The sequence below is a fragment of the Prevotella sp. tc2-28 genome, assembly GCF_900107705.1.
Taxonomy (GTDB): Bacteria; Bacteroidota; Bacteroidia; order Bacteroidales; family Bacteroidaceae; genus Prevotella.
In genome coordinates this window covers 249,355-272,484 of record NZ_FNRE01000001.1, presented here as the reverse complement: position 1 = coordinate 272,484, position 23,130 = coordinate 249,355, and the positions used below count along the sequence as shown (strand labels likewise).

Below are 23,130 nucleotides of genomic sequence, written 5' to 3'. Positions count from 1 at the left end.
ATGATAGAATTGAGTATGAAGAAAGTATTATTGACAATGACATTGCTGCTTACGCTCAGCATGGGTTTGCAGGCAGCAGGACAGAAGCACCGACATACACCTCGTAAAGAACAGGTAGATTCGACCAATCAGGGTGGCATCGAGGTCTTCTCGGATACTACAAGTGCGGATACTGCCACCGTGACGAGAAAGGTCACCGTTACCACTCGTACATCACCCTGGAGCACGACATCTACGACATACGATGTTGATGGAGATGACCTGGGAAGCATAGTTGGCAGTCTCTTCAGTCAGATGGATGGTAAGGATTTCGCAGGCATGTTGTTTGTGCTGGGCGTACTGTTCATCCTCTTCGTCCTGGCTCCTGTGCTCATCATCATTGCCCTGTTCTATTTCATTAACAAGAACCGCAAGGAGAAGATGCGTCTGGCACAGATGGCCATGCAGCAGGGACAGCCTATTCCCGACCAGTTGTTAAATGAGCAACCAACGGATGTCAATGATGAATATCAGAAAGGCATGCGCCAGTGCTTTGTTGGTGTGGGCTTGATGGTGTTCTTGGGCTTCGCTGCTGGTGAGGTAGGTTTTGGCATCGGTGCATTGGTGTTCTGCATCGGACTGGGCAAGGTGTTTGCCTCCAAGACGGCTCAGAATAAACAACGTAGAGATAACGAATTAAATCAGAATAATTATGACTAAGAAATTAGAACGTAGCAACGACCGCGTGTTAGGCGGCGTTTGTGCAGGATTTGCGGAGTATATGGATTTTGACCCGGTAGCAGTACGCTTGGGCTATGCAGCATTGACGTTGTTTACCGCCTTCGCAGGTATTCCTTTTTACATCATAGCGTGGATTATCATGCCAGAGAAGAACGCTATCAGCAACTTGTAATCGTCAATCGTCAAAATGTCAAAGACAACTGATATCTCTCTTGTTGCGCAGGTGGCGGTATTCGGCAACGGACGGGCTTTCGACGAGCTTGTACGCCGTTACCAGTCACCTGTCCGCCGGTTCTTCCTGAACCAGACACTGGGAGATAGTCAGTTGAGCGACGATTTGGCACAGGACACCTTCATCAAGGCTTACACCAATATCCGCTCCTTTCGCGGTCTGGCATCGTTCCAGACGTGGCTGATGCGCATAGCCTATAACGTGTTCTACGACTACGTGAGGAGGGAAAAGGGGAAGGTAAACAGTGAACAATTTTCTTCCGATGCTCCCGCTGTGGAACGTGTGGCGGCAGCAAATTCCTCATTTCTCACTTCTCATTCCTCATTTAAAATGGATCTCTATGCTGCGTTGGCATTGCTGAAGCCTGACGAACGGACGTGTATCACCCTACAGCTTATCGATGGCTATGACATAGCAGGCATTGCCAAGATAACAGGACTCAAGGAAGGCACGGTGAAGTCACACCTGTCTCGTGGCAAAGAAAAATTAGCAACTTATTTAAGACAGAATGGATATGATAGATAAAGACGAACAGCTGCTCCGGCAGTTTTTCAGCGAGGCGGCTCATCAGAAGGTTGAGGACGATGGCTTCACCGAGCGCGTGATGAAGCGTCTTGAAACAGAAGGCAGACTTCAGGCATCCGTCATCCGGCTTCATACGATTACCCGTCTGTGGACGGTGTTCTGCATCTCCGTCTTCGTGATATTGTTTGTGGTATTCCGTGGCTGGGAGCTGTTGGCAGTCCACCTGGAAGTCATGCTGCGTACAATGGCTGCACAGTCGTTCAGCATCAACCTGATGATGCTGTTTAGCGTAGTCTTCGGCCTGCTGTTTGTGGGTACTGGTGAGATTATTTCTTCGGAAACAGCCCGTAAGTAGTGCGTAGCACACGGAACTCCGTACGGCGGTTCAGTTGGTTACACTGTTCCTGTTCGTCGTCTTTTAACGTCTTGATGTATGCCTCCGTCAGGACGTCATTTTCTTTTAAGAAGGGATATCGCTCTGCCACCTTTTTACGAATCAGCTTAGGCTGCTCCTTGCCATAGCCAACGGGGGTAAGTCGGTCGTTCTCAATACCATGTTCTGCTAGGTATTTCACTACCGACTCGGCACGTCTCTGACTCAGACGTTTGTTATATTCCGACGAACCCTTGTAGTCGGTATGGGCCGACAGCTCTATCGTCACGTTAGGATTCTCCTTCAGCAGCGCCACCAGTTGGTCCAGTGCCGCTGCGGATTCCGGGCGCAGGGTAGCCTTGTCGAAGTCATAGAAGATATTGTCAATTAAGACGGGTGCTGTGATGGAGGCCAACGGAAATTGCAAAACGTATTCTTCTGATTTTTTCACTGGCTCCACCTTGATGTGCTCCTGATGGTTCAGGAAACCTTTGCAAGTACCCAACAATACATAGTCTACCCCAGCTTTAATCTCTTGTGTGAACGACCCGTCACCCTTTACGCTTAGCTTCAGGTTGGTTCCGTCGTTGCCCACCATATAGACAACCGCCTGGGTTAGTTCATAGCCGTCCTGCTCGTAAACCCAACCCTTAACGGTTTGGATGATCTCTGGGTTATAGAAAGAATAGATGTGGTCCCACCCCTTGCCGTCGCCTCGGTTGCTGGAGAAGAATCCTTGGTTTTTCATACCTTCAAAGGTCATTCCGAAGTCATCACCTTGAGAATTGAGTGGGAATCCAGGGTGTGAGATGGTATAGCCATTCCCCTGCTGACGGGCAATGTAGATGTCCAGTCCCCCCATTCCTTCATGACCATCGCTGGAGAAATACAAGTCACCATTAGGACGGAATGTGGGGAAAAACTCATCGCCCGGGGTATTGATAGGAGAGCCGACATTTTCAACACCGCCCACACCACTTGTTGTCAGTCGGACGCGCCAAATATCATAACCGCCCATGCCTCCTGGCATATTACTGCTGAAGTAAAGCCATTGACCGTCTGGGCTGACGGCAGGGTGGGCGTATGCTGAAAGGGTGTCACGGGTTAGCTGTAGTTCGACAGCCTTGCTCCAAGCTGCATCAGACCGCTGACTGGTCACGATGGTAGCGTAGCGCGGATAGTCCGGATCGGTCTTACACTGAGTGAGATACATGGTGCGTGCGTCGGGCGAAAAACTGCAGGCACCCTCGTCGAAGTCGGTGTTCAGTTCAGTATCAATAGCCTCTGGTCGTTGCCATTTGCCGTTCTCATCCTTTTGTGAATAGAAGATATCGGCATTCTTGGTGCCGGTAATGCCGCTCAGTTCATCACCTTTAGCTTGATTGCGGGTGGAAGTGAAGAAAAGTTGGTTGCTGTCGTCGCCAGCCAGCATAGGGGAGTAGTCTGCCCGTCGCGAGTTAAACAGGTTCTCTCGTTTGGCAGTATAGTCGCTACCTTGCTTCTTCCATTCTGGAGCTTGCTGTGCTGAACGCAGCCCTGTACGTGCCAACTGGATATTGGCGGCTTGCTGTTGGATGTCGGCAGAATCAATAAAGGTCTGGAAGGCCTTGGCAGCCTCCTTGTAGTTGCCGTTCTTCATCAGTTGCTGACCCAGTCGCAATTGTGTTAGCGAATCTGTTTGTTTGTATCGGATGGCATTGTTGTAGGCTGCGATAGCCTTCTGTGTGTAATTGATACGTCGATAGCACTCAGCCATCTTTAGGGCGATGCGTCCTCGTTGTACTCGCTCTTTGGCAGGTGTCTGACTGTATGCCTTTCGATACTTTGTGGAAGCATCGTAGTATTCGCCTAATGCATAGAACTTATCACCCTTCTTTAGCGCTTGATCTGCACCACATCCCGTGAGGAGCATGGCTGACAATATTATATATATAATAAGGTGTAAGTTCCGTTTCATACGCTACGAAATTCCATTATTTATTTTTCTTCCCTTTCCCTTTCTTCTTTTCCTCTTCTGGAGGCATCACAGTAATGCGACGGTTCGTAGGGTCGGTCATCACATCGTGTACGATATCGGTCACCTGCTGTTTCAATTCATTGATAAACTGTTGAGCATCGTATTTCTGAAGTTCTATGTCACGTAACTTCTTTTCCCAAATACCTGTCAGTTCGCAGCTCTTTAACAGTTCTTCACGGATAAGGTCGATGAGTTCGATACCTGTCGGTGTAGCTACCAGCCGCTTGCGCTCACGTCTGATATAATGGCGTTTGAAAAGGGTTTCGATGATGCTGGCACGACTAGAAGGTCGTCCGATTCCATTCTCTTTCATAGCTGCTCGTAGGGTTTCGTCCTCCACGAATTTGCCTGCTGTTTCCATTGCACGAAGCAGAGAGGCCTCATTATAATAAGGTGGTGGAGTAGTCCATTTCTCTGTAAGTGTAGGGGCATGCTCTCCGCTCTCTCCCTTGACAAAGGTGGGGAGGGTACGCTCTTCGTCCTCTTGTGACTTCTTCTCATCATCCTCCTCATTTTTCTCACCTTTCACATCTAATCTCTCACCTCTGACAATGCGCCAGCCAGGTTCAAGGATCTCCTTACCCGTTACTTTGAATTCGATGTCGTCAACCTGCCCCAATACCGTGGTTGTCGAGAACTTACAGTCAGGTAGGAATACGCCAATAAAACGGCGAGCTACCAAGTCAAAAACTTTTTGTTCGGCATCGCTTAGGTTCTGGGGTATGACGCCTGTGGGGATGATGGCATGGTGGTCGGTTACTTTGGAGGTATCGAACACACGCTTAGTCTTCTTCAGTGGCTTACCACCGATGGGTTTGATGTATTCTGCATAGACGGCCTGACCGCCAAACTTGGTCTGGTAGAGACCATTCAGTGTTTGTGGACATTTAGGATAGATGTCGTCTGATAGATATTGAGTATCTACACGGGGGTAGGTGGTGAATTTTTTCTCATAGAGTGCCTGGATGAGGTTCAATGTCATCTCAGCAGAATAGCCAAACTTTCGGTTACAGTCTACCTGCAACGAAGTAAGGTCATAAAGTTGTGGCGGCTGTTCTTTGCCCTCTTTCTTTTCCACCTTGGTAACCGTAAAAGGCTTTCCTTCGATGGTTGCGAATGCTTGTTCACCTTCTTCCTTCGATGTAAATTTTCCCTTCGTTGCAGTAAATGTGGTGTCACGATAGACGGTCGCCAACACCCAATAGGGTTCGGGCTTGAAATGATCTATTTCCTTTTGACGGTTGACAATCAGTGCTAGGGTGGGAGTTTGTACGCGTCCGATGGAGAGCACCTGCCGATTTTGGCCGTATTTCAGTGTGTAAAGGCGTGTCGCGTTCATGCCGAGCAGCCAGTCACCTATGGCACGGCTTAGTCCTGCCATGTAGAGTGGTTGATAGTCAGCTTGGTCCTTAAGGTTCTGGAACCCTTCACGAATAGCTTCGTCTGTCATGGAAGAAATCCATAGCCTGCTGACGGGACATTTTGCCCCTGCCTTCTGCATCACCCATCGCTGAATGAGTTCTCCTTCCTGACCGGCGTCACCGCAGTTCACGATGCGCTCTGCTTTCTGCATCAGCCCTTCGATGATGGCAAACTGCTTTTTGATGCCTTGATCGTCAATCAGTTTAATACCAAAACGGTCGGGAATCATAGGCAGTGATGTTAAACTCCACGACTTCCACATGGGTGTGTAGTCGTGGGGCTCCTTGAGTGTACACAGGTGACCAAAAGTCCATGTCACCTGAAACCCGTTTCCTTCCATATAGCCATCGTGCGAACTGGTAGCACCAATAATACGTGCAATATCTCTTGCCACACTTGGCTTCTCAGCGATACATACAATCATAAACGGCTGCGAAGTTACAAAAAAAACTTCAGTAACCCAAATTTTCGCCTACCAAAATAACGATAATACGGCCTTGTTTGTTGTTGTTCCGCAAGAAATGGATGTAGTTGCAGATGCTCTGTGGTGAGTTGCAGTTATGACACTGACCATCCAGTTGACAGGGCGTTTGAATGTCAAAACGGGCTGCATTGATAGGACTGGCTGTCGAGCGAGCTCGTTTGAGGGCAGCTTCCATATCTTGGGCTACTTTGTTCATTCCTACCACGAAAATGACATGTTTCGGTCCCCATGTGATGGCTGCCACACGGTTCCCGTTGCCATCAATATTGACGATTACACCATCCTCCGAGATGGCATTGGCTGATGACAAGTAAAAGTCGGCAGTAAAGGCACGTAGGTATATCTCCTGTTTTTCTTCTGCTGTTTCCACGGCATCTCTGTCCCATACCTCAAGGGTTTCTCGTTCTCGGAGCATTTGTGGAATACCCATGTCACGTATTGTCATCGTTCCTCCCCAGGTGACACTGGAGCCATCGGGAATCAGTTCGTTGACTTTCGCCTTGGCCTCACGAGCTGTGGCGCAATAGTAGGCATCAAAATGGCGGTGTTGCATCGCTTTCACCATCTTGGCACCTAATCGCTCGTTACGTTTTTCTTGTATAGTCATCTTTTAATATACATGATCGTTAGTAAGTTCTTGCTTGTCCAGTTTTTTCTTGTCAATGGCTCGCCAGGCATAAACGATATAGGCCAGGACGAAGGGTACAAGCAATGAGACATAGAACATCGTGCGAAGAGTGAACTCGCTGGAACAGGAGTTGGCGAGTGTCAGCGACGACTGTAAATCAGCAGTGGATGGGTAATAGGCTGTGTTGTTCCATGCAGACATGAGCAGCAAAGGCAATACAACCAGAACAACACCAATACCTGCAGGCCAGATACCTCCGATATACTCTTTGCTGACAATGGTCTTGCCAATAGCGAAGAGCACCAGTATGACTCCTGCCAAGAAGAGAATGGTAAGTGGCCATAGTGTAATGAAATTGTCCAAATATTTGTAGGGTACTATATTGATGACGCCAGCTTCGTCGTAAGCATAGCCATCCTTGAGCAGCAAGTGTATGAGGTAGGCCACAAAGAGTACCAGGAAAGGTACAGCAGCGCCTAATAGTCGTACACTGCCCCGACTACGGATATTTTCGTCGTTCACGTTGTTCATGACATAAAGGATTCCAAGCACACGCGCCAAGAACATGACTGCCAGCCCAAACACCAGTACCCATGGATTGAGCAAAGCATCCAGACCGTGCGAAGCATTAGCCCATCGACTGATGATGGGAGAGAACGATGCTGCATCAATTAAATTGTTCTTCTCCACGATAAAGTTTGATCCTTCAAAGAAAGTGGCTACAGCACCGCCTAAGAGAAGTGGTCCTAAGAGTCCATTGAGAATGAGAAACCATTCGAATGTCTTGGGACCTAGGAAATTACCCAGTTTGTGCTGAAACTCATAGCTGACAGCTTGCAACACGAAAGTAAATAGGATAATCATCCACAACCAGTATGCTCCGCCAAATGAAGTGCTATAAAATAAGGGGAAAGAAGCAAAGAAGGCACCTCCAAAGGTGACCAGAGTGGTAAAGGTGAACTCCCACTTCCGACCTGTGGAGTTTAAAACGAGCCGTTTACCTTCTTCCGTCCATCCGAGAGAACGTATACAAGAGTTTGCTCCTTGTACGAACAACAAGAAGACCAGTAAAGCGCCCAATAGGGACACGATGAAGCACCAGTAGTGTTGTAAGAATTCGTATGTCATAGCTTCAATTTTTAAAGATTAGTTAGGCTTTTGCCGAATACGCTGGTCCTTTTTTGATTTGCTTCAACAGGATGCTGATCTCAACGGCCAGCATTAGTGTGAAGAGGAACAGGAAGATGAAGAAGGTCAGTGCCACGCTTCCGCTGTTGATATCGCTGACTGCAACCCAGGTGGGTAGCATGTCTTGAATGGTCCAAGGTTGACGTCCGAACTCGGCTACCAACCATCCGCTTTCTGAAGCGATATAGGCTAATGGTACCAAGGCGATGGCTAACCAGTAATGCCAATCAGGCAATCCGCTGATATCGTGCATATCAGCATCTGTTTCTGGTAAAATACCAAATGTGGCCAATAGACGACGCGTGATAATAGACAGATACGGAATGCGGAATGACAGGATGCTCATGAGTAAGAAATAAAGAATGAACAAACATCCTGCGCCCACCATGATGCGGAAGGCCCAGAAATTGATGGCAATAGGGGGCACCACATCCTTCTTTTCCTTCACATAGCCATATCCGAAGTATGGCATATTTTCTTTGATGGTTGCCAGTTCGGCATTAATGACCTCCTCACTGGCTCCTTCCTTCTTCGCCTTACGATAGGCTGCCAATGCAGCGATAGCTTTTTTTCCGCGCGCTATCTTCTCGTCGACAGAAGGTTCTTGGGTGCCATCAGCACGTGTATACCCATTTAGGATATCGTTTATGCCAGGCACATAGCCACTGGGGTCGTTAGTGGCCATGATGCTTAACGCATAGGGCACCTCTATTTTCGGTACGATGGTCAGTCCGACACCTTCGCCACCGTCATTCAGTGCTTCCATGGCAGCCAGTTTCATGGGTTGTACAGCTGCAATGCTTTGTGCGGATTTATGTCCTGTTGCAGCAGCTCCCAGTGAAGCGAAGAGTCCTACAATGGCTGCAATCTTGATGCTCTCTTTGGCTAATTGTGTCTCACGCTTCTTCATCAAATACCAGCATGATACTGCCATTACGAAGACGGCTCCGATAATCCATGCTGAAATGACAGTGTGGCAGAACTTGTCAATGGCAAAAGGTGATAGTGCTACGTCGAGGAACGACACCATCTCATTTCGCATCGTGTCTGGGTTGAAAGCGCATCCAACTGGATATTGCATCCAGGCGTTGGCCACCAGGATCCACCATGCAGATATGGTGGCTCCTAGTCCTGTCAACCACGTGGAAGCAAGGTGGAAACCTGGGGAAACTTTTTTCCACCCAAAGAACATTACTGCCACGAAGGTACTTTCCATGAAGAATGCTACAATACCTTCAATGGCTAAAGGAGCTCCGAAAATGTCACCGACAAACCAGGAATAGTTCGACCAGTTGGTACCGAACTCAAATTCAAGGATAATACCCGTTGCCACACCCATGGCGAAGTTAATGCCGAAGAGCTTCTGCCAGAACTGAGCGACATCTCGCCAAAAGACATTACGAGTACGATACCAGCACGTTTCGGCAATGCCCATAATGACTGCCAGTCCCAGAGTAAGCGGCACAAACAGCCAATGGTAGATTGCTGTCAGTGCAAATTGCGCTCTGGCCCAGTTGATGGAACCGGCGTCAACGTTCAGAAATAAATCAGTCATCATATGCTTATTGTTTTAGGATTTGAGTAGCTACGAATTCGGACTCCTTTCCTTCCTCGGCATGTTGTTTGAGGTAGTTCGGGAAGAAAAATAACTTTAATACGGCAAAGATGATAATGAGCTTCACGATGATGATTGCCCATAGCGTACGTCCCAGTCTCATGTTACGGAAACCGTCATAATAGAGATCAAAAACCCGATAGAAGAAACCAGATTTGTTTGCCATAGATTGTTCTTTTCTCGTTAATAATGATGCAAATATAATAAATTAATTATAATCAGCCAACTATTTTTTGCAAGTTTCGTATAAAAAGCTTATCTTTGCATCGTTTTTGAAAACAATTTAATATATTTATTGCATAAATGAGAAGATTCTTAGGATTCATCTTGTTGACGACGATGGTGCAGGCTGCAGAGGCTCAGCGGTTGCTGAATCTTGATAGTTGTAGGGCATTAGCGCTTCATAACAATAAGCAGCTCAGTATATCGCGGGTCAAACAAGAGGTGGCTGCCAATGTGCGCAAGTCGGCTCGTACTAAATACTTGCCGCATGTCAGTGCGTTAGGCGGCTACGAGTTCACAAGTAAGGAAATGTCTATCCTGAATGATGAACAAAAGGAAGCTTTGAGTGGACTTGGAACAAACTTGACAGGTACCCTTCAGAGCCAACTTGCTCCTTTTGTACAGCATCTTCCTGCTGACTTACAGCAACAATTAGGAGTGGAAATGACACAGATGGCGGGTATGTTGAATGGCGGAGGTCAGCGTATTGTTGATGCTTTCCGTACCGATACCCGTAATCTCTTTGCTGGTGCTGTTATGCTGGTACAGCCCGTCTTTATGGGCGGTGCTATCATTGCCATGAACAAGATGGCTGATCAGGGAGAGCTGCTAGCAGCCAACTCTGCCGAGGCCAAGCGCCAGACTACTTTGTATAATATTGATCAGGCCTATTGGCAAGTGGTATCACTTCGCCATAAGCAAAAACTGGCAGAGGCTTATCTTGACTTGGTAAAGAAACTCGATGGCGACGTGCAAAAAATGATTCGCGAAGGTGTCGCAACCCGTTCTGAAGGACTGAGCGTTAACGTGAAGGTTAATGAGGCTGAGATGGCACTCATTAAAGTAAACGATGGACTGACTCTGTCGAAAATGTTGCTTTGTCAGCTTTGTGGTCTTCCCGTAAATGAGCAGATTACACTGGCAGACGAGGAAAACCAAGAGTTGGGCCTAAGTGAGCAGACACCAGTTGCTGATGTAGAATTGGCTGCGGAGAACCGTCCGGAACTGAAGATGTTGCAGAATGTGGTTGACATCAGTAAACAGGCCACCAATATGCTAAAGGCTGGCAATTTGCCGCAGGTCATGCTGACTGGTGGCTATATGGTTAGCAACCCTAATGTGTTTAATGGTTTCCAGAAGAAATTCGCTGGTGTTTGGAATGTTGGTGTTATGGTTCGCGTCCCCATTTGGAATTGGGGTGATGTCGCCTACAAGGTTCGTGCTGCAAAAGGAGCTACAGCCATTGCCACCCTGCAGAAGGATGAGGCCCGCGAGATGATTGAGCTGCAAGTTAACCAGAGCTCGTTTAAGGTGAACGAGGCCGCAAAGAAACTGGAGATGGCTAAGGCTAGTACGGCACGTGCTGATGAGAATCTGCGTATGGCAAACCTTGGATTCGGTGAGGGTGTTATCTCGTCGACGACGGTAATGGAAGCTCAGACTGCATGGTTACAGGCCCAGTCACAGAAGATTGATGCTGAAATTGATGTCAAACTATCGCAAGTTAACTTGCAGAAAGCATTGGGTGTCTTGCGATAAGCGTCGGATGGCAATATTACGAAATAAAAGAAATAACGAAAAAATAAATATAACATGTCTGCAAAAACACAACATAACAATATCCTGCTTGCAATCCTCGGATTCTCCGCAGTGGTTATTATTGTTGCCTTGATAGGCTTTTTTGCCTTAGGGCGTGATCCTGAACTGATTCAAGGTCAGGTAGAGGTAAGTGAATATCGTGTATCTAGTAAAGTCCCTGGACGTATTTTAGAGATTCGTGTCAAGGAAGGTGACTTCGTAAAGGTCGGTGACACATTGGCAATTCTTGATGCTCCGGAGGTACGTGCCAAAATGGAACAGGCTCAAAGTGCACAGAACGCAGCTGCCGCTCAGGAAGAGATGGCGCGTAACGGTGCTCGTCAGGAACAGATACAAGGTGCATTCCAGTTGATGCAACAGGCAAAGGCTGGTCTTGACATTGCCGAGAAGTCATATCAGCGTATCCAGCGTCTATATGATGAAGGTGTGATGAGTGCCCAAAAGCGCGATGAGGTCTATGCCAACTACAAAGCTATGGAAGCCCAGTATAAAGCTGCAGAAAGCCAATATGAGATGGCTAAGAATGGCGCTCGTTATGAAGACAAGAAGGCCGCTGCTGCTATGGTTGGTCGCGCCAAGGGAGCTGTTCAGGAAGTCAATTCCTACATTCATGAGACGGTACAAGTCGCTCAGATGGAGGGTGAGGTCACCGATATCTATCCAAAGGTAGGTGAACTTATCGGAACGGGTTCTCCCATTATGAGTGTGGCTGTAATGAAAGACCTTTGGGGTACTTTCAATGTTCGTGAAGACCAACTGAATGGTATGGAGGTTGGTAAGACCTTTACCGCTTTCGTCCCAGCGTTCAACAAGAACATTGAGATGAAGGTTTACTATATGAAAGATCAGGGCTCTTATGCTGTATGGAAGGCTACCAAGGCTAACGGTCAGTACGACCTGAAGACTTTTGAAGTTAAAGCCCGTCCTGTTCAGGCCTTTGAGGGCCTACGTCCAGGCATGTCGCTCATCATCAAGTGAGAAATACCGATTGAGAAATGACCGTTCTCAGACAGATATATGAAATCATGATGCGTGAGTTGCTGATTCTGCGACGCAACCACATCTATCGCTTCTGCATGGTGGTCTTTCCGCTATTGGTGATTTTCTTTTTCACCTCCATGCTGGACGATGGTGTACCTACTGGTTTGCCTGTGGGTATAGTCGATCAGGATAATACCTCCACTTCACGAGCTTTGTGCCGTAAGTTGGATGGATTCCAAACCTCACGCATATATGCCTATTACCCCAATGTCTCTGAAGCGCGACGTGCTATTCAGCGCAATGAGATTTATGGATTTCTCTATATCCCCAAAGGAACGACGGAAAAATTGTTAGCTTCACGTCAGCCAAAGATATCCTATTATTATACTTATACCACTTTAGCGGCTGGTTCCATGATGATGAAGGACATGAAGACCGTTTCTACACTGGGATCCGCTGCTCTTGGACAGGCGACACTACGTGCCAAAGGAGCTACCGACCGACAGATACAAACGTTGTTGCAACCCATCGTTGTCGATTTGCATCAGATTGCTAATCCGTGGAGTAGTTATAACATCTATCTTACGACGGTCATGGTGCCAGGTATTATCATCCTCTTTATCTTCCTGATTTCCTCCTATTCGTTAGGTACGGAACTAAAATTCGCTACTTCGAAAGAGTGGTTGGCAATGGCAGACAATCGTATTGTAGTAGCCTTGTTGGGTAAATTCCTGCCCCAGACTCTAATCTGGCTAGCCATCGTATATGGTTACGAATACTATGTCTTCTTCCATCTGCAATTCCCCTGTTTGGGGAGTCCTTGGATGTTGGTACTTCTCGGACTGATTCAAGTATTGGCAGCTCAGGGATTTGGTATCTTTGCTTTCGGACTGATGCCTTCATTGCGTATGTCCATGTCTATTAGTTCGCTGTGGGCAGTGCTTAGTATCTCGATGGCAGGTTCTGCCTTTCCTATCATGGGTATGGATGGGGCACTTCAGTCCCTGTCGTGGTTATTTCCTTTACGTCATTATTATATGATGTATCAGATTTGTGTGTTCAATGGCTTCCCGCTCATTGAGGCGTGGTTTCATTTTGCAGCCCTTGCAGCCTTCATGTTGCTGCCTTGGCTTGTTTTGAAGAAAATTAAGAATGCAATGCTCACTTATGTCTATATTCCATAATATATATCAAGGATTGCTGAGTGCCTGTTATATCTGGCGTAAGGAGATGATACGCGTCTTCAAGGATGAGGGTGTGTTCATGTTTTTCCTTGTTGTGCCCATTGCTTATCCACTGCTCTATTCGTGGATTTACAACAACGAGTCAGTTCATGAAGTGCCAGTCTGCGTTGTTGACGACGCTCACTCTGCTATGTCACGTCAGTTTATCCGTCAGTGTGATGCATCTCCTGATGTGCGTGTAGCTTATTATGCACAAGACCTCGATGAAGCAAAGTCGCTTGTCAGCCGTCAGTTAGTCAAGGGCATCTACCATATTCCTAGCGATTTCCAGGCGAAGGTGTGCCGTATGGAGCAAGGTGTCATCAGCGTTTACTGTGATATGAGTCTGATGCTGACTTATAAAGCTATCTTCCAGACAGCTCAGATGGTTACAATGGAGATGGGTACAGAATTGAAAACCCAATTGGGTGGTCATTATACGGCACGAGAAGAAACCATTGCATCGCGACCCCTAGACTATGATGATGTTCCTTTGTTCAATCCTCAGGGGGGCTATGGTTCCTCTGTGCTTCCTGCTGTGCTGATTCTGATTTTGCAGCAGACACTGGTGTTGGGCATTGGACTTTCTGCAGGTACGGCGCGTGACGAGAATCCTCATCGCAACTTGATACCAATAGGTGATGTGCGCTATCAGTCGACTTTGCCTATAGTCATGGGTAAGGCTATGTGCTATGTCATGATTTATGCCGTTATGGGTGCTTGGCTGGTTGCTGTTGTCCCGCGACTCTTCCACTTCCCGCAGTTAGCAACCTGGCAGACATTACTCACCATAATGATTCCTTACACACTTGCTTGTATTTTCTTTGGTATGGTAGTGTCGTGTATGGTAAAATACCGTGAGAACGTTATGCTGCTGGTGGTATTTATCAGTGTCCCCTTGCTGTTCATGACAGGTGTGTCGTGGCCTCAGTCCAACATCCCCGGTTGCTGGCAAGGCGTTTCATGGCTTTTTCCAAGTACTTTTGGTGCCCGAGCCTATGTTCGTCTGAATACGATGGGAGCTTCGCTAAGCGATGTGATGACGGAATACCGCAATTTATGGATACAAGCGGGTGTCTATTTCACGTTGGCTTGCGCAGTCTATCGTTTCCAGTTCTTCAAAGCCCGTCAGCAAGCTGTCGAGCGCTTGGAGTTCCTACGTCATAAGCGACATATGAAATAAAAGAAAATGGCTGTCCGGAAAGGACAGCCTATTTTGTTTTGATTATTTGTCGTAAGCGTGTTGCGGATAGTCGGTGGTGAAATGGAGTCCGCGACACTCTTTACGCTCAAGTGCCCATCGGGTAATGAGGTAGCCCACGTTAATCATATTACGCAGTTCGCAGATGTCACGGCTGGCCTTGACACGTTTAAAGAGACGCTCGGTCTCTTCGTAAAGCATGTCAAGACGGTCCCAGGCGCGATGTAGACGCAGGTCAGAGCGTACGATACCGACATAGTTGGCCATAATCTGGTTCACTTCCTTGACACTCTGGGTGATAAGCACTTTCTCCTCGTTGGTCATCGTTCCTTCGTCATTCCACTCAGGCACCTTGTCGTTGAAGTCGTAGAGGTCTACATGCTGCAATGAGTCGCGCGCAGCAGTTTCAGCATATACAACTGCTTCGATGAGTGAGTTGGAGGCCAGTCGATTGCCACCGTGCAGTCCCGTACATGAGCACTCTCCCAAGGCGTATAGCCGTTGGATGGAGGATTGTCCGTTGAGGTCAACTTTAATGCCACCGCACATATAGTGTGCTGCTGGACGAACGGGGATATAGTCGGTGGTGATGTCGATACCCATCGAGAGACATTTTTGGTAAATGTTGGGGAAATGATGACGTGTCTCTTCCGCGTTTTTATGGGTAACATCGAGACAAACGTGGTCGATTCCATGTATCTTCATCTCCTTGTCAATGGCTCGTGCAACGATGTCGCGTGGAGCAAGTGACAGACGTTCGTCGTATTTCTCCATGAAAGTCTCGCCGTTGGGGAGTTTCAGGATGCCACCATAGCCTCGCATGGCCTCTGTGATGAGGTAGGCGGGGTGGGTCTCGTTAGGGTTATGCAGTACGGTGGGGTGGAACTGTACAAACTCCATGTCGGCAACGGTACCTTTGGCACGATAGACCATTGCTATGCCGTCACCAGTGGCAATGACGGGGTTTGACGTGGTGAGATAGACAGCTCCGCAGCCTCCGGTACAGATAACGGTAACCTTGGCGAGGTATGTATCTACTTTCTGATTCGGATTGAGCACATAAGCTCCATAGCACTGGATGTTAGGTGAACGACGAGTGACGCGTACGCCCAGATGGTGCTGGGTGATGATTTCGACGGCGAAGTGATTCTCCTTGACATCGATGTCAGGACAATGGCGTACGGCTTCCATCAGTCCTCGTTGAATCTCAGCACCTGTGTCATCGGCATGGTGGAGGATGCGGAACTCTGAGTGTCCGCCCTCACGGTGAAGGTCGAATTCCCCGTTCTCCTTACGGTCAAAGTTGACGCCCCATTGGACGAGTTCTTTGATTTGCTCAGGTGCCATCCGTACCACTTGCTCGACAGCCTGACGGTCTGAGATATAATCACCTGCAATCATCGTGTCTTCTATGTGCTTGTCGAAATTGTCGACAGCCAGATTGGTGACAGAAGCAACACCACCCTGTGCAAACGATGTGTTTGCCTCGTCGAGTGAAGTCTTGCAAATCATACAAATCTTACCCTTGTGGGCTCGTGCCACCTTGAGAGCATAGCTCATGCCAGCTACGCCTGCACCAATGATGAGAAAATCGTACTTGTATACCATGTTTTTTTACATTGAACGTTGCAAAAGTACAAAATATTTTTGTAACTTTGCCTACGATTATGAAGAAATATCTGCTTTTCTTGTTTTTAAGTGCTACTTTTGTGGCAGCAAGTGCCCAAGGAAGTCTTCGCTCGAAGCTCGAAGGGCTGTTGGATGATCCGATGTTCGAAACGTCGCAGGTAGGCTTGATGGTGTATGATCTGACGGACGACCAAGTCATCTACCAGTATCATGCTCGTCAAATGATGCGTCCGGCGTCAACGATGAAGGTATTGACTGCAGTAACAGCGTTGGACCGTCTTGGAGGCGACTACATGTTCTGTACGCGTTTCTGCTATACAGGTACAATCCGGAAGGGAAAGTTGACAGGTAATCTGTATTGTGTAGGCGGCTTCGACCCTTTGCTAGATATGAATGATGTGAAGTTTATGGTGGCTAGGCTCTATGAGTTGGGTGTTGACACTTTGCGAGGACATATCTATGCCGACCGTTCGATGAAAGAGCCGATAGAATATGGTGAAGGGTGGTGTTGGGATGATGAGAACCCACGACTGACTCCTTTGTCATTAGGACGCCAGGACACGTTTGCAGAAAGTCTGTTGAGCGAGATGAGCAATATGGGCATTGTGCTTCAAAATGTTTCCATAGGCGAGGCTACCTGTCCTGCTAATGCCCATCTCATCTGTCCACGATTCCATACCATTGATCAGGTTTTGGAACGGATGATGAAGAAAAGTGATAATTTCTTTGCTGAGGCTGTGTTCTACCAGATTGCTGCGTCAACAGGAAAGCCTCTTAGTAAGGCTACCGATGCTTCATCTATTGTCAAACAGCTCATTCGGCGCATTGGTTTAGGAGGTCAGCCGTACCGTATTGCTGATGGTTCGGGACTCTCGCTATATAATTACCTGAGTCCGGAACTGGAAACGATGATGCTACGACATGCTTGGCGTAATACTACTATTTACGAGCATTTGGCACCCTCGCTTCCTATTGCGGGTGTTGACGGGACGTTGCAGTCTCGTATGAAAGGAACGGCTGCCCAGGGGAATGTGCGAGCCAAGACAGGAACACTGACGGGTATCTCCAGCCTGGCAGGCTACTGCACGGCAGCCAATGGGCATCAGCTCTGCTTCTCGATTATGAATCAGGGCGTGATGCGCAATGCTGCGGGTAAATCGTTTCAGGATCGCGTGTGTATAGCACTCTGCGAACCTTGAATATACCAGTTTAGAATCCGCTATATCGATTCAGCTTGTTCATGAAGATGGCTTCGTGGGCTACCAATTGGCATAGCTTTGCGTCGTCCATCTTTATGGTTGTGGGCCAGTATTTGTTTCCGTCAACACTTTTTCCTGTCAGCATCTCACACCAAGTGCAGGCTACAGTGTATCTTCCCAACGTGTACGATAGGTGCTGACCGTCTCTGTTCATTGTGTCGCCCTTGTGGTAGCGCATGAGTCGGATAGCCATTCCAGATGGGATGACGTGTTGGATGTTTGCCTTGGGTACCTCGTTGCGCAGGCAATTCACAATGTCGTTATACATGCGTTGTTGGTCGCTACCGTAGACTTCAAAGAGTGCATTCTTGAAACTTTTGGCGTAAGCCCACGTCATATGCCACCATATCTGTACATCGTGGTTGGTAGCTAACAGTTTCACTTGTCGTTGTAACGAAGGCAGGTTCTTGTAACTGTCAGGCAAACCTGATACCAAACTGGCTTGTTGCAAGGTGATGATGTCCCATGGCTCGTCCAGAATGATGCGTTGCAAGGTGACATTCTTTTCTTCTGTCTTGACGCCTCCTACAACTTTGCGGAAGGCATATTTGCGACGTGAGAATTTCAGGTTATCAAGGTGCATCTCGATGGTACATGCCGGGATATAGGCATTGCCGATAACCAGTGAGTCCCCTTGGGCATAAGCCAGTTCGTAAAGATATTGCTCTACGGCATCTTCAGAGAAACTGTTGCCAATGGCCAGCACTTTGATGACCTTACCTGAGCAAGGTAAGGCCATCAGTGTGAGTAGGATGAATAATATCTTTCGTGTCATCTTATTTTGTGGGAATGTCTGCTAATGTTTTCTTCAAAAGTTCCCAGAATGGCGCTACCGTCTCGATGAGGGCACGCTCTGTAGTGGTATGCGGACTCTTCATGGTAGGACCGAGACTGACGACATCGAGGTGAGGATACTTGCCCAAGATGACAGAGCATTCCAGACCAGCATGGTCTACTTGGATAATGCCTTCCTTGCCGAACAGTTCCTTGTACTCCTTCAGTAGCAGGTGCAGAATTTCGGAGTCGGGGTTGGGATCCCATCCTCCGTATGAGCCAGCTGTGACGACCTTCATTCCTGCCATGTTGAAGCAGCTTTCCAAGGTCTTCACGATATAGTCTTTCATATCCTCGCGACTTGAGCGAGCCAGGATTTTCAGTGCTGCTTTTCCGTCACCAATGTTGATGATAGCCAAATTGCTGGATGTCTCGACAACAGTGGGGTAGGATGGAATCATGCGAATGACACCGTCGTGACAGGCATAGATAGCATTGACCAGATTGTCTTGGATCTCAACGGGAACTTCCTTCTGTGGGGTCTTAACCTCTTCAACGGTTAGCTCGATGCCACTCTCTATCTGTTTGTACTCATCCTGGAAGTCTTCCAACCAATCAGCAGCCAGTTCCTTCAAGGCTGGGATATTTTCCTTAGGTAAGGTCAGCACCACCTCGGCTTTGAAGGGGATGGCATTACGCATATTACCACCCTGCCAGGAAGCCAGACGGGCCTCAGTCTCCTCAATAGCCTCACGGACGAAGCGCACCATCAGTTTGTTGGCATTGCCTCGACCTTCGTGAATCTCCAGACCAGAGTGTCCGCCACGCAGACCTTTCAGGGTTACGCGGACAGCAGCATCCTCAGGGTCTGTTTCTACTTCCTGATAGTCCAGTGTAGCGGTGATGTCAATACCACCAGCAGAGCCAATAACGAACTTACCCCAATGCTCAGAGTCGAGGTTTAGTAAGATGTCACCTTCCAACTCGCCTTCGGGCAGAGCATTGGCACCAAACATGCCCGTCTCCTCGTCAGCAGTGATCAGGGCGTTGATAGGACCGTGAACAAGTGTCTTGTCTTCCATGATAGCCATGATGGCAGCCACACCTAATCCGTTGTCTGCACCAAGGGTTGTGCCCTTTGCCTTCACCCACTCGCCGTCAATCCAGGGCTGGATGGGGTCGGTTTCGAAGTTATGGGTGGAGTCTGGTGTCTTCTGTGGAACCATATCCATGTGGGCTTGCAGGATAACCCCCTTTCGATTCTCCATACCAGGCGATGCCGGTTTGCGCATAACGATATTGTCACCAGTGTCCTTGAAAGCCTCAACACCTGCCTGCTTGGCAAAGTCGAGCAGGAACTGCTGTATTTTCTCGAGATGGCCACTGGGGCGTGGTACTTGTGTCAGTGCATAGAAATTCTTCCATACACACTGTGGATTCAGATTCTTGATTTCAGACATAATATGATTGTTTAAGTGATTTGATACTTGTAAAGTTCAGTGCCATCCATGCATAGATACCAAGTGCTACCACCAGTAATGTCTGTACGGTATGCACTATCAGCACGAAATAAAGGGCTTTTACGTCTTGTACACCATAGAGTATCAGCATGGTCTTTACGGCAAAGTGCCAGGGACCAGCTCCGTTGGGAGTGGGTACGATAACGGCTATGGAGCCTACGATGAACGTGACAAGTGCACAGCCAATCCCTAAGTCTTCTGTAAAGTCAAAACAGAAGAAGGTTAGGTAGTAATGCATGAAATAACTGAGCCAGATGCCCAGCGTGAAGCAGATGAACAAGGGGATGTTGTGGACATCTTTGAGTGAGATAACTCCTTGCCCGATACCCCTTAGTGTCGCCCGTACCTTATTATATATAGATAACTTATGCAGCAAAAAGTACAACAGGATAAGAATGGCAATGACACACACTGCTGCTACGAAATAGCCTGCCCACGAGAATCGGTGCAGAATGTCTTCTATGTTAGTTCCTGTCTTGCGGAAGAAAGTGCCGAAGGTGCTCATTTCCATCAGCAACACTGTGGTCGTGATGCCCATGATGAGCAACGAGTCGATAGCTCGTTCAGTCACTACGGTGCCTAACGACTTGGGAAAAGACACGTCGTCGTAGCGTTTCAACACACCGCAGCGTGTAAACTCCCCCACACGAGGGATTAAGAGGGAGGCGGCATAAGAAAGGAAGATGGAATGTATGCATACCGATGTCCTGGGCCGTTCGCCTACCGGCTCCAATGTCTGCTTCCAGCGCCATCCGCGAAACATTTGTGCCAGGATGCCGAAAGGAAACGACAGCAACATCCATGTCCAGTCCATCTCGTCTGTCATCACATATAGAATGGTCTTCCAGTCTTCGCCTCGGTACATCCAATACAGAATAGCACCTCCCAAAGCGAGTGGCATCACAATTTTCAATATGATATTGCTTAGTTTCATAACCAAATGCAAAGTTACAAAATTATTATGAAATATGCATTAGAAATTTACGAAATATTTCGTATCTTTGCATCCATGATGAAACTAGTAAGACCCAAGAAGAATCTTGGTCAGCACTTTCTGACTGACCTGACAATAGCCAAGCGCATAGCTGACACAGTAGATGCCTGTCCTGACATCCCCGTTCTTGAAGTAGGTCCTGGTATGGGTGTGATGACGCAGTATCTGGTGGAGAAACCCCGTCCGTTCAAGGTTGTGGAGATTGACCGTGAGTCAGTGGCTTACTTGAACGAACACTTCCCCAAACTCCGTGAGAACATCCTGGGTGACGACTTCCTTCGCATGGACTTGCAACAGGTTTTCGATGGACAGCAGTTTGTGTTGACGGGTAACTATCCTTACGATATCTCGTCGCAGATTTTCTTCAAGATGCTGGACAATCGCGACCTCATTCCTTGTTGTACGGGAATGATTCAGCATGAGGTGGCTCTACGTATGGCATCTAAGCCGGGCAACAAGGCTTATGGCATCTTGTCGGTTCTGATCCAGGCTTGGTACGATGTGGAATATCTCTTTACCGTCGAACCCTCAGTGTTTAATCCGCCTCCCAAGGTACAGAGTGCCGTTATTCGCATGACACGTAACAAAGTGAGCCAGCTTAACTGCGATGAACAGTTGTTCAAGAAGGTCGTTAAGACGGTTTTCAACCAGCGTCGTAAGATGTTGCGTGTGTCGTTGCGCCAGTTGTTACCCACTGATTCTCCACTTTTTACCTCGGATTCTTCCTTCCTGACACGTCGTCCGGAACAACTTTCCATCGAAGAGTTTGTCGACTTGACAAATCAAGTGGAAAAAGCCCTGTGTGCGAGCACAAAATAACTGTGTTCGCACACAATCGCTTGATTTGAATCAAGAATACATCATTTTTTTGATGTTTTTGAATCAAAAAAGAACAAGTTATCCAAAATCGTCGTACCTTTGCATCGTGAATCAGAGATAACACACCTAGCGAGGTATTAGAATAAAAAGATTGAGGATAACAACATAAGGTTAGTTAGTAGTTTTAGGTTAGTAGTAAGTTATTTGAAAAAGGTGTTAGTGATTAAGGTAAATTAGAGAGAGCATTAGGTTTTTAGTTATTAATAGGAAAAGAAAAGATACAGTCTGCGATTGGTTCGTAGGCTGTATCGCTTTTTTATCCCTTTATTGTCAAGAAGCTATCTTCTTCAACCATCCGCCTCTAAACAGTCGGGCTAAGAAGATGAATCCTCGGAAAGACAGTTCTATCGCCATTGCCACCCATACGCCAGGCAAACCGTAGGTGGTAGAGAGTAGGGCAGCCAGTGTCAGGCGCACTCCCCACATGGACATCAGGCTCATGATGGCAGGTCTTAGCGTATCGCCGGCACCGATGAAGATGCCGTTGCAGACGATGGCAGCAGCAAACATGGGTTCGGCAAAGGCTTCAATGCGCAAGCACTTGGCACCAATCGCGATAATCTCGTCAACGGGAGTCATCAGCGACATTAGCTCAGGAGCAAAGACAAACATCAGTATGCCCATCATGGTCATGACGATCATGCCCAGTGCTGCTGACATCTTGGCAAAGGATTGCGTCAGCACACGTTTTCCTGCTCCAAAACTCTGGCCTACCAGTGTGGTTGCAGCCTCAGCAATGCCGAAGCCAGGCATGTAACACAAGCTCTCTACGGTGATTCCAAGCGAGTGGGCAGCAATAGCTATCGTTCCTAATGGTGCTACAATCAGGGTGCTGACAATCTGTGCCGATCCCATCAGGATGTGTTGCAATCCCATTGGGGCTCCTATCTTGAAAGCATTGCCCACAATGTCCGATTTAGGACGGAAGGAACCTGGTCGCCCCTTTAGCTTAAGCATATCCGACCGATACAACAGGAAGTATAGCATCAACAGGGCCGTTATCAGTTCGGCAACTCCTGTTCCCATAGCAGCACCCATGACACCCAGGTCGAGTACATATATAAAAAGGTAGTTGAAAGCAACATCCATCGCACACATCAGGATATTCAGCATGGATGGTATCTTCATGTTGCCCGAACATTTCAGCATCGAGCCTGCCAGTCCCTCCATCTGGAAGAAAATGCCACAGAATCCGATGATGGCGAAATAAAGAGACGCGTCGTGTGCAATCTCCTCCTCACCGCCTAGCCAGTAGGGCAGGGGACCGCTGATGGCAATGGCAGTCAGTGAGATGGTCAATGCCCATATCATGCAGCATACGAGCGACTGTCGCAATACCCTGCGTGCTCGCTCAAAGTCGTTGGCACCAATGGCGTGAGCCACCTGAACACTGAATCCCATGTTGGCAGCTGAGGCCAGTCCACCCATCAGCCATCCGGTAGTCTCTACAATACCTATGGCTGCTGAGGCTTTGGCTCCCAGATGTCCTACCATCGACGCGTCGATGAAGAACATGACGGTGGCAGAGAGCTGGGCAAGGATGGACGGAATACTCAGGCTGACAATCAGCCTGAGTTTCTCGCCTTGTGTCATCTCGCGACCTTCGCGGATGTAGGCCAGCAGATCTTTCTTCTCGCCTCTCACC

The 23,130-nt window shown here is 47.9% G+C and carries 21 protein-coding genes; 10 read left to right on the top strand and 11 right to left on the bottom strand.

Annotated elements, in window-relative coordinates; translation table 11 throughout:
- Positions 1–15 precede the first annotated feature (15 nt).
- From BLU47_RS01050 to BLU47_RS01035, 4 genes are read left to right on the top strand one after another with little or no spacing between them, the layout of a single operon-like run.
- The gene (locus BLU47_RS01050) at positions 16–699 is read left to right on the top strand and encodes a DUF6249 domain-containing protein (protein ID WP_143025415.1); all 684 of its coding nucleotides are present in this window, start codon (positions 16–18) and stop codon (positions 697–699) included.
- Positions 692–892, top strand: a complete 201-nt coding sequence (locus BLU47_RS01045) for a PspC domain-containing protein (RefSeq protein WP_091957314.1) — start codon at positions 692–694, stop codon at positions 890–892. The genes BLU47_RS01050 and BLU47_RS01045 overlap by 8 nt, the downstream gene beginning before the upstream one ends.
- Positions 893–907: 15 nt before the next feature.
- Positions 908–1,477: an RNA polymerase sigma factor gene (locus BLU47_RS01040; protein WP_091957312.1), complete on the top strand. Its 570-nt coding sequence runs from the start codon at positions 908–910 to the stop codon at positions 1,475–1,477.
- Complete coding sequence (locus tag BLU47_RS01035; protein ID WP_176780403.1) at positions 1,467–1,832, top strand: DUF5056 domain-containing protein; 366 nt, start codon at positions 1,467–1,469, stop codon at positions 1,830–1,832. The genes BLU47_RS01040 and BLU47_RS01035 overlap by 11 nt, the downstream gene beginning before the upstream one ends.
- Here the strand turns inward: BLU47_RS01035 and BLU47_RS01030 are convergent.
- From BLU47_RS01030 to BLU47_RS01005, 6 genes are read right to left on the bottom strand one after another with little or no spacing between them, the layout of a single operon-like run.
- Entirely contained in the window at positions 1,804–3,807 is a 2,004-nt protein-coding gene (locus BLU47_RS01030; RefSeq protein WP_091957309.1) for a PorE family type IX secretion system protein, read from the bottom strand. The genes BLU47_RS01035 and BLU47_RS01030 overlap by 29 nt on opposite strands.
- Positions 3,808–3,823: 16 nt before the next feature.
- The gene (locus BLU47_RS01025) at positions 3,824–5,713 is read right to left on the bottom strand and encodes a DNA topoisomerase 3 (RefSeq protein ID WP_091957307.1); all 1,890 of its coding nucleotides are present in this window, start codon (positions 5,711–5,713) and stop codon (positions 3,824–3,826) included.
- A 28-nt stretch (positions 5,714–5,741) separates the two neighbouring features.
- The gene (locus tag BLU47_RS01020; protein ID WP_091957306.1) at positions 5,742–6,380 is read right to left on the bottom strand and encodes a lactate utilization protein; all 639 of its coding nucleotides are present in this window, start codon (positions 6,378–6,380) and stop codon (positions 5,742–5,744) included.
- Between the two features lie 3 nt (positions 6,381–6,383).
- Positions 6,384–7,529: a cytochrome d ubiquinol oxidase subunit II gene (locus BLU47_RS01015; RefSeq protein WP_091957304.1), complete on the bottom strand. Its 1,146-nt coding sequence runs from the start codon at positions 7,527–7,529 to the stop codon at positions 6,384–6,386.
- A gap of 22 nt (positions 7,530–7,551) precedes the next feature.
- Entirely contained in the window at positions 7,552–9,144 is a 1,593-nt protein-coding gene (locus tag BLU47_RS01010) for a cytochrome ubiquinol oxidase subunit I (RefSeq protein ID WP_091957499.1), read from the bottom strand.
- A 7-nt stretch (positions 9,145–9,151) separates the two neighbouring features.
- The gene (locus BLU47_RS01005; RefSeq protein ID WP_091957303.1) at positions 9,152–9,370 is read right to left on the bottom strand and encodes a DUF4492 domain-containing protein; all 219 of its coding nucleotides are present in this window, start codon (positions 9,368–9,370) and stop codon (positions 9,152–9,154) included.
- 137 nt (positions 9,371–9,507) lie between these two features.
- On the opposite strand from BLU47_RS01005, the gene BLU47_RS01000 reads away from it, so the two are divergent.
- Genes BLU47_RS01000 through BLU47_RS00985 form a run of 4 tightly spaced genes read left to right on the top strand, consistent with a single transcriptional unit; the run spans position 9,508 to position 14,412 of the window.
- The gene (locus BLU47_RS01000; protein WP_091957301.1) at positions 9,508–10,965 is read left to right on the top strand and encodes a TolC family protein; all 1,458 of its coding nucleotides are present in this window, start codon (positions 9,508–9,510) and stop codon (positions 10,963–10,965) included.
- Positions 10,966–11,019: 54 nt separating this feature from the next.
- On the top strand, positions 11,020–12,003 hold the full coding sequence (locus BLU47_RS00995) for an HlyD family secretion protein (protein ID WP_091957299.1): 984 nt from the start codon (positions 11,020–11,022) through the stop codon (positions 12,001–12,003).
- A 17-nt stretch (positions 12,004–12,020) separates the two neighbouring features.
- The gene (locus BLU47_RS00990; protein ID WP_091957298.1) at positions 12,021–13,190 is read left to right on the top strand and encodes an ABC transporter permease; all 1,170 of its coding nucleotides are present in this window, start codon (positions 12,021–12,023) and stop codon (positions 13,188–13,190) included.
- The gene (locus tag BLU47_RS00985) at positions 13,174–14,412 is read left to right on the top strand and encodes an ABC transporter permease (protein WP_091957296.1); all 1,239 of its coding nucleotides are present in this window, start codon (positions 13,174–13,176) and stop codon (positions 14,410–14,412) included. The genes BLU47_RS00990 and BLU47_RS00985 overlap by 17 nt, the downstream gene beginning before the upstream one ends.
- Positions 14,413–14,454: 42 nt before the next feature.
- Here the strand turns inward: BLU47_RS00985 and nadB are convergent, their stop codons facing one another.
- On the bottom strand, positions 14,455–16,038 hold the full coding sequence (gene nadB, locus BLU47_RS00980) for an L-aspartate oxidase (RefSeq protein ID WP_091957295.1): 1,584 nt from the start codon (positions 16,036–16,038) through the stop codon (positions 14,455–14,457).
- A gap of 59 nt (positions 16,039–16,097) precedes the next feature.
- Between nadB and dacB the strand changes: the two genes are divergently transcribed.
- Positions 16,098–17,258: a D-alanyl-D-alanine carboxypeptidase/D-alanyl-D-alanine endopeptidase gene (dacB, locus tag BLU47_RS00975; RefSeq protein ID WP_091957293.1), complete on the top strand. Its 1,161-nt coding sequence runs from the start codon at positions 16,098–16,100 to the stop codon at positions 17,256–17,258.
- 10 nt (positions 17,259–17,268) lie between these two features.
- Here dacB and BLU47_RS00970 read toward each other — a convergent pair whose 3' ends face one another.
- The 3 genes from BLU47_RS00970 to BLU47_RS00960 are packed head-to-tail and all read right to left on the bottom strand — an operon-like array spanning position 17,269 to position 20,546.
- Positions 17,269–18,093 carry a DUF4886 domain-containing protein gene (locus BLU47_RS00970; RefSeq protein WP_091957291.1) on the bottom strand — a complete coding sequence of 275 codons (825 nt, stop codon included), beginning with the start codon at positions 18,091–18,093 and terminating at the stop codon, positions 17,269–17,271.
- 1 nt (position 18,094) lies between these two features.
- Positions 18,095–19,552: an aminoacyl-histidine dipeptidase gene (locus BLU47_RS00965; RefSeq protein WP_091957290.1), complete on the bottom strand. Its 1,458-nt coding sequence runs from the start codon at positions 19,550–19,552 to the stop codon at positions 18,095–18,097.
- On the bottom strand, positions 19,545–20,546 hold the full coding sequence (locus BLU47_RS00960; RefSeq protein ID WP_091957288.1) for a lysylphosphatidylglycerol synthase transmembrane domain-containing protein: 1,002 nt from the start codon (positions 20,544–20,546) through the stop codon (positions 19,545–19,547). The genes BLU47_RS00965 and BLU47_RS00960 overlap by 8 nt, the downstream gene beginning before the upstream one ends.
- A gap of 78 nt (positions 20,547–20,624) precedes the next feature.
- Between BLU47_RS00960 and rsmA the strand changes: the two genes are divergently transcribed.
- The gene (gene rsmA / locus BLU47_RS00955; RefSeq protein WP_091957496.1) at positions 20,625–21,425 is read left to right on the top strand and encodes a 16S rRNA (adenine(1518)-N(6)/adenine(1519)-N(6))-dimethyltransferase RsmA; all 801 of its coding nucleotides are present in this window, start codon (positions 20,625–20,627) and stop codon (positions 21,423–21,425) included.
- Between the two features lie 330 nt (positions 21,426–21,755).
- Here rsmA and BLU47_RS00950 read toward each other — a convergent pair whose 3' ends face one another.
- Positions 21,756–23,078 (bottom strand): MATE family efflux transporter, encoded by a 1,323-nt coding sequence (locus BLU47_RS00950; RefSeq protein ID WP_091957495.1) that lies wholly within the window; start codon positions 23,076–23,078, stop codon positions 21,756–21,758.
- Positions 23,079–23,130 lie beyond the last annotated feature (52 nt).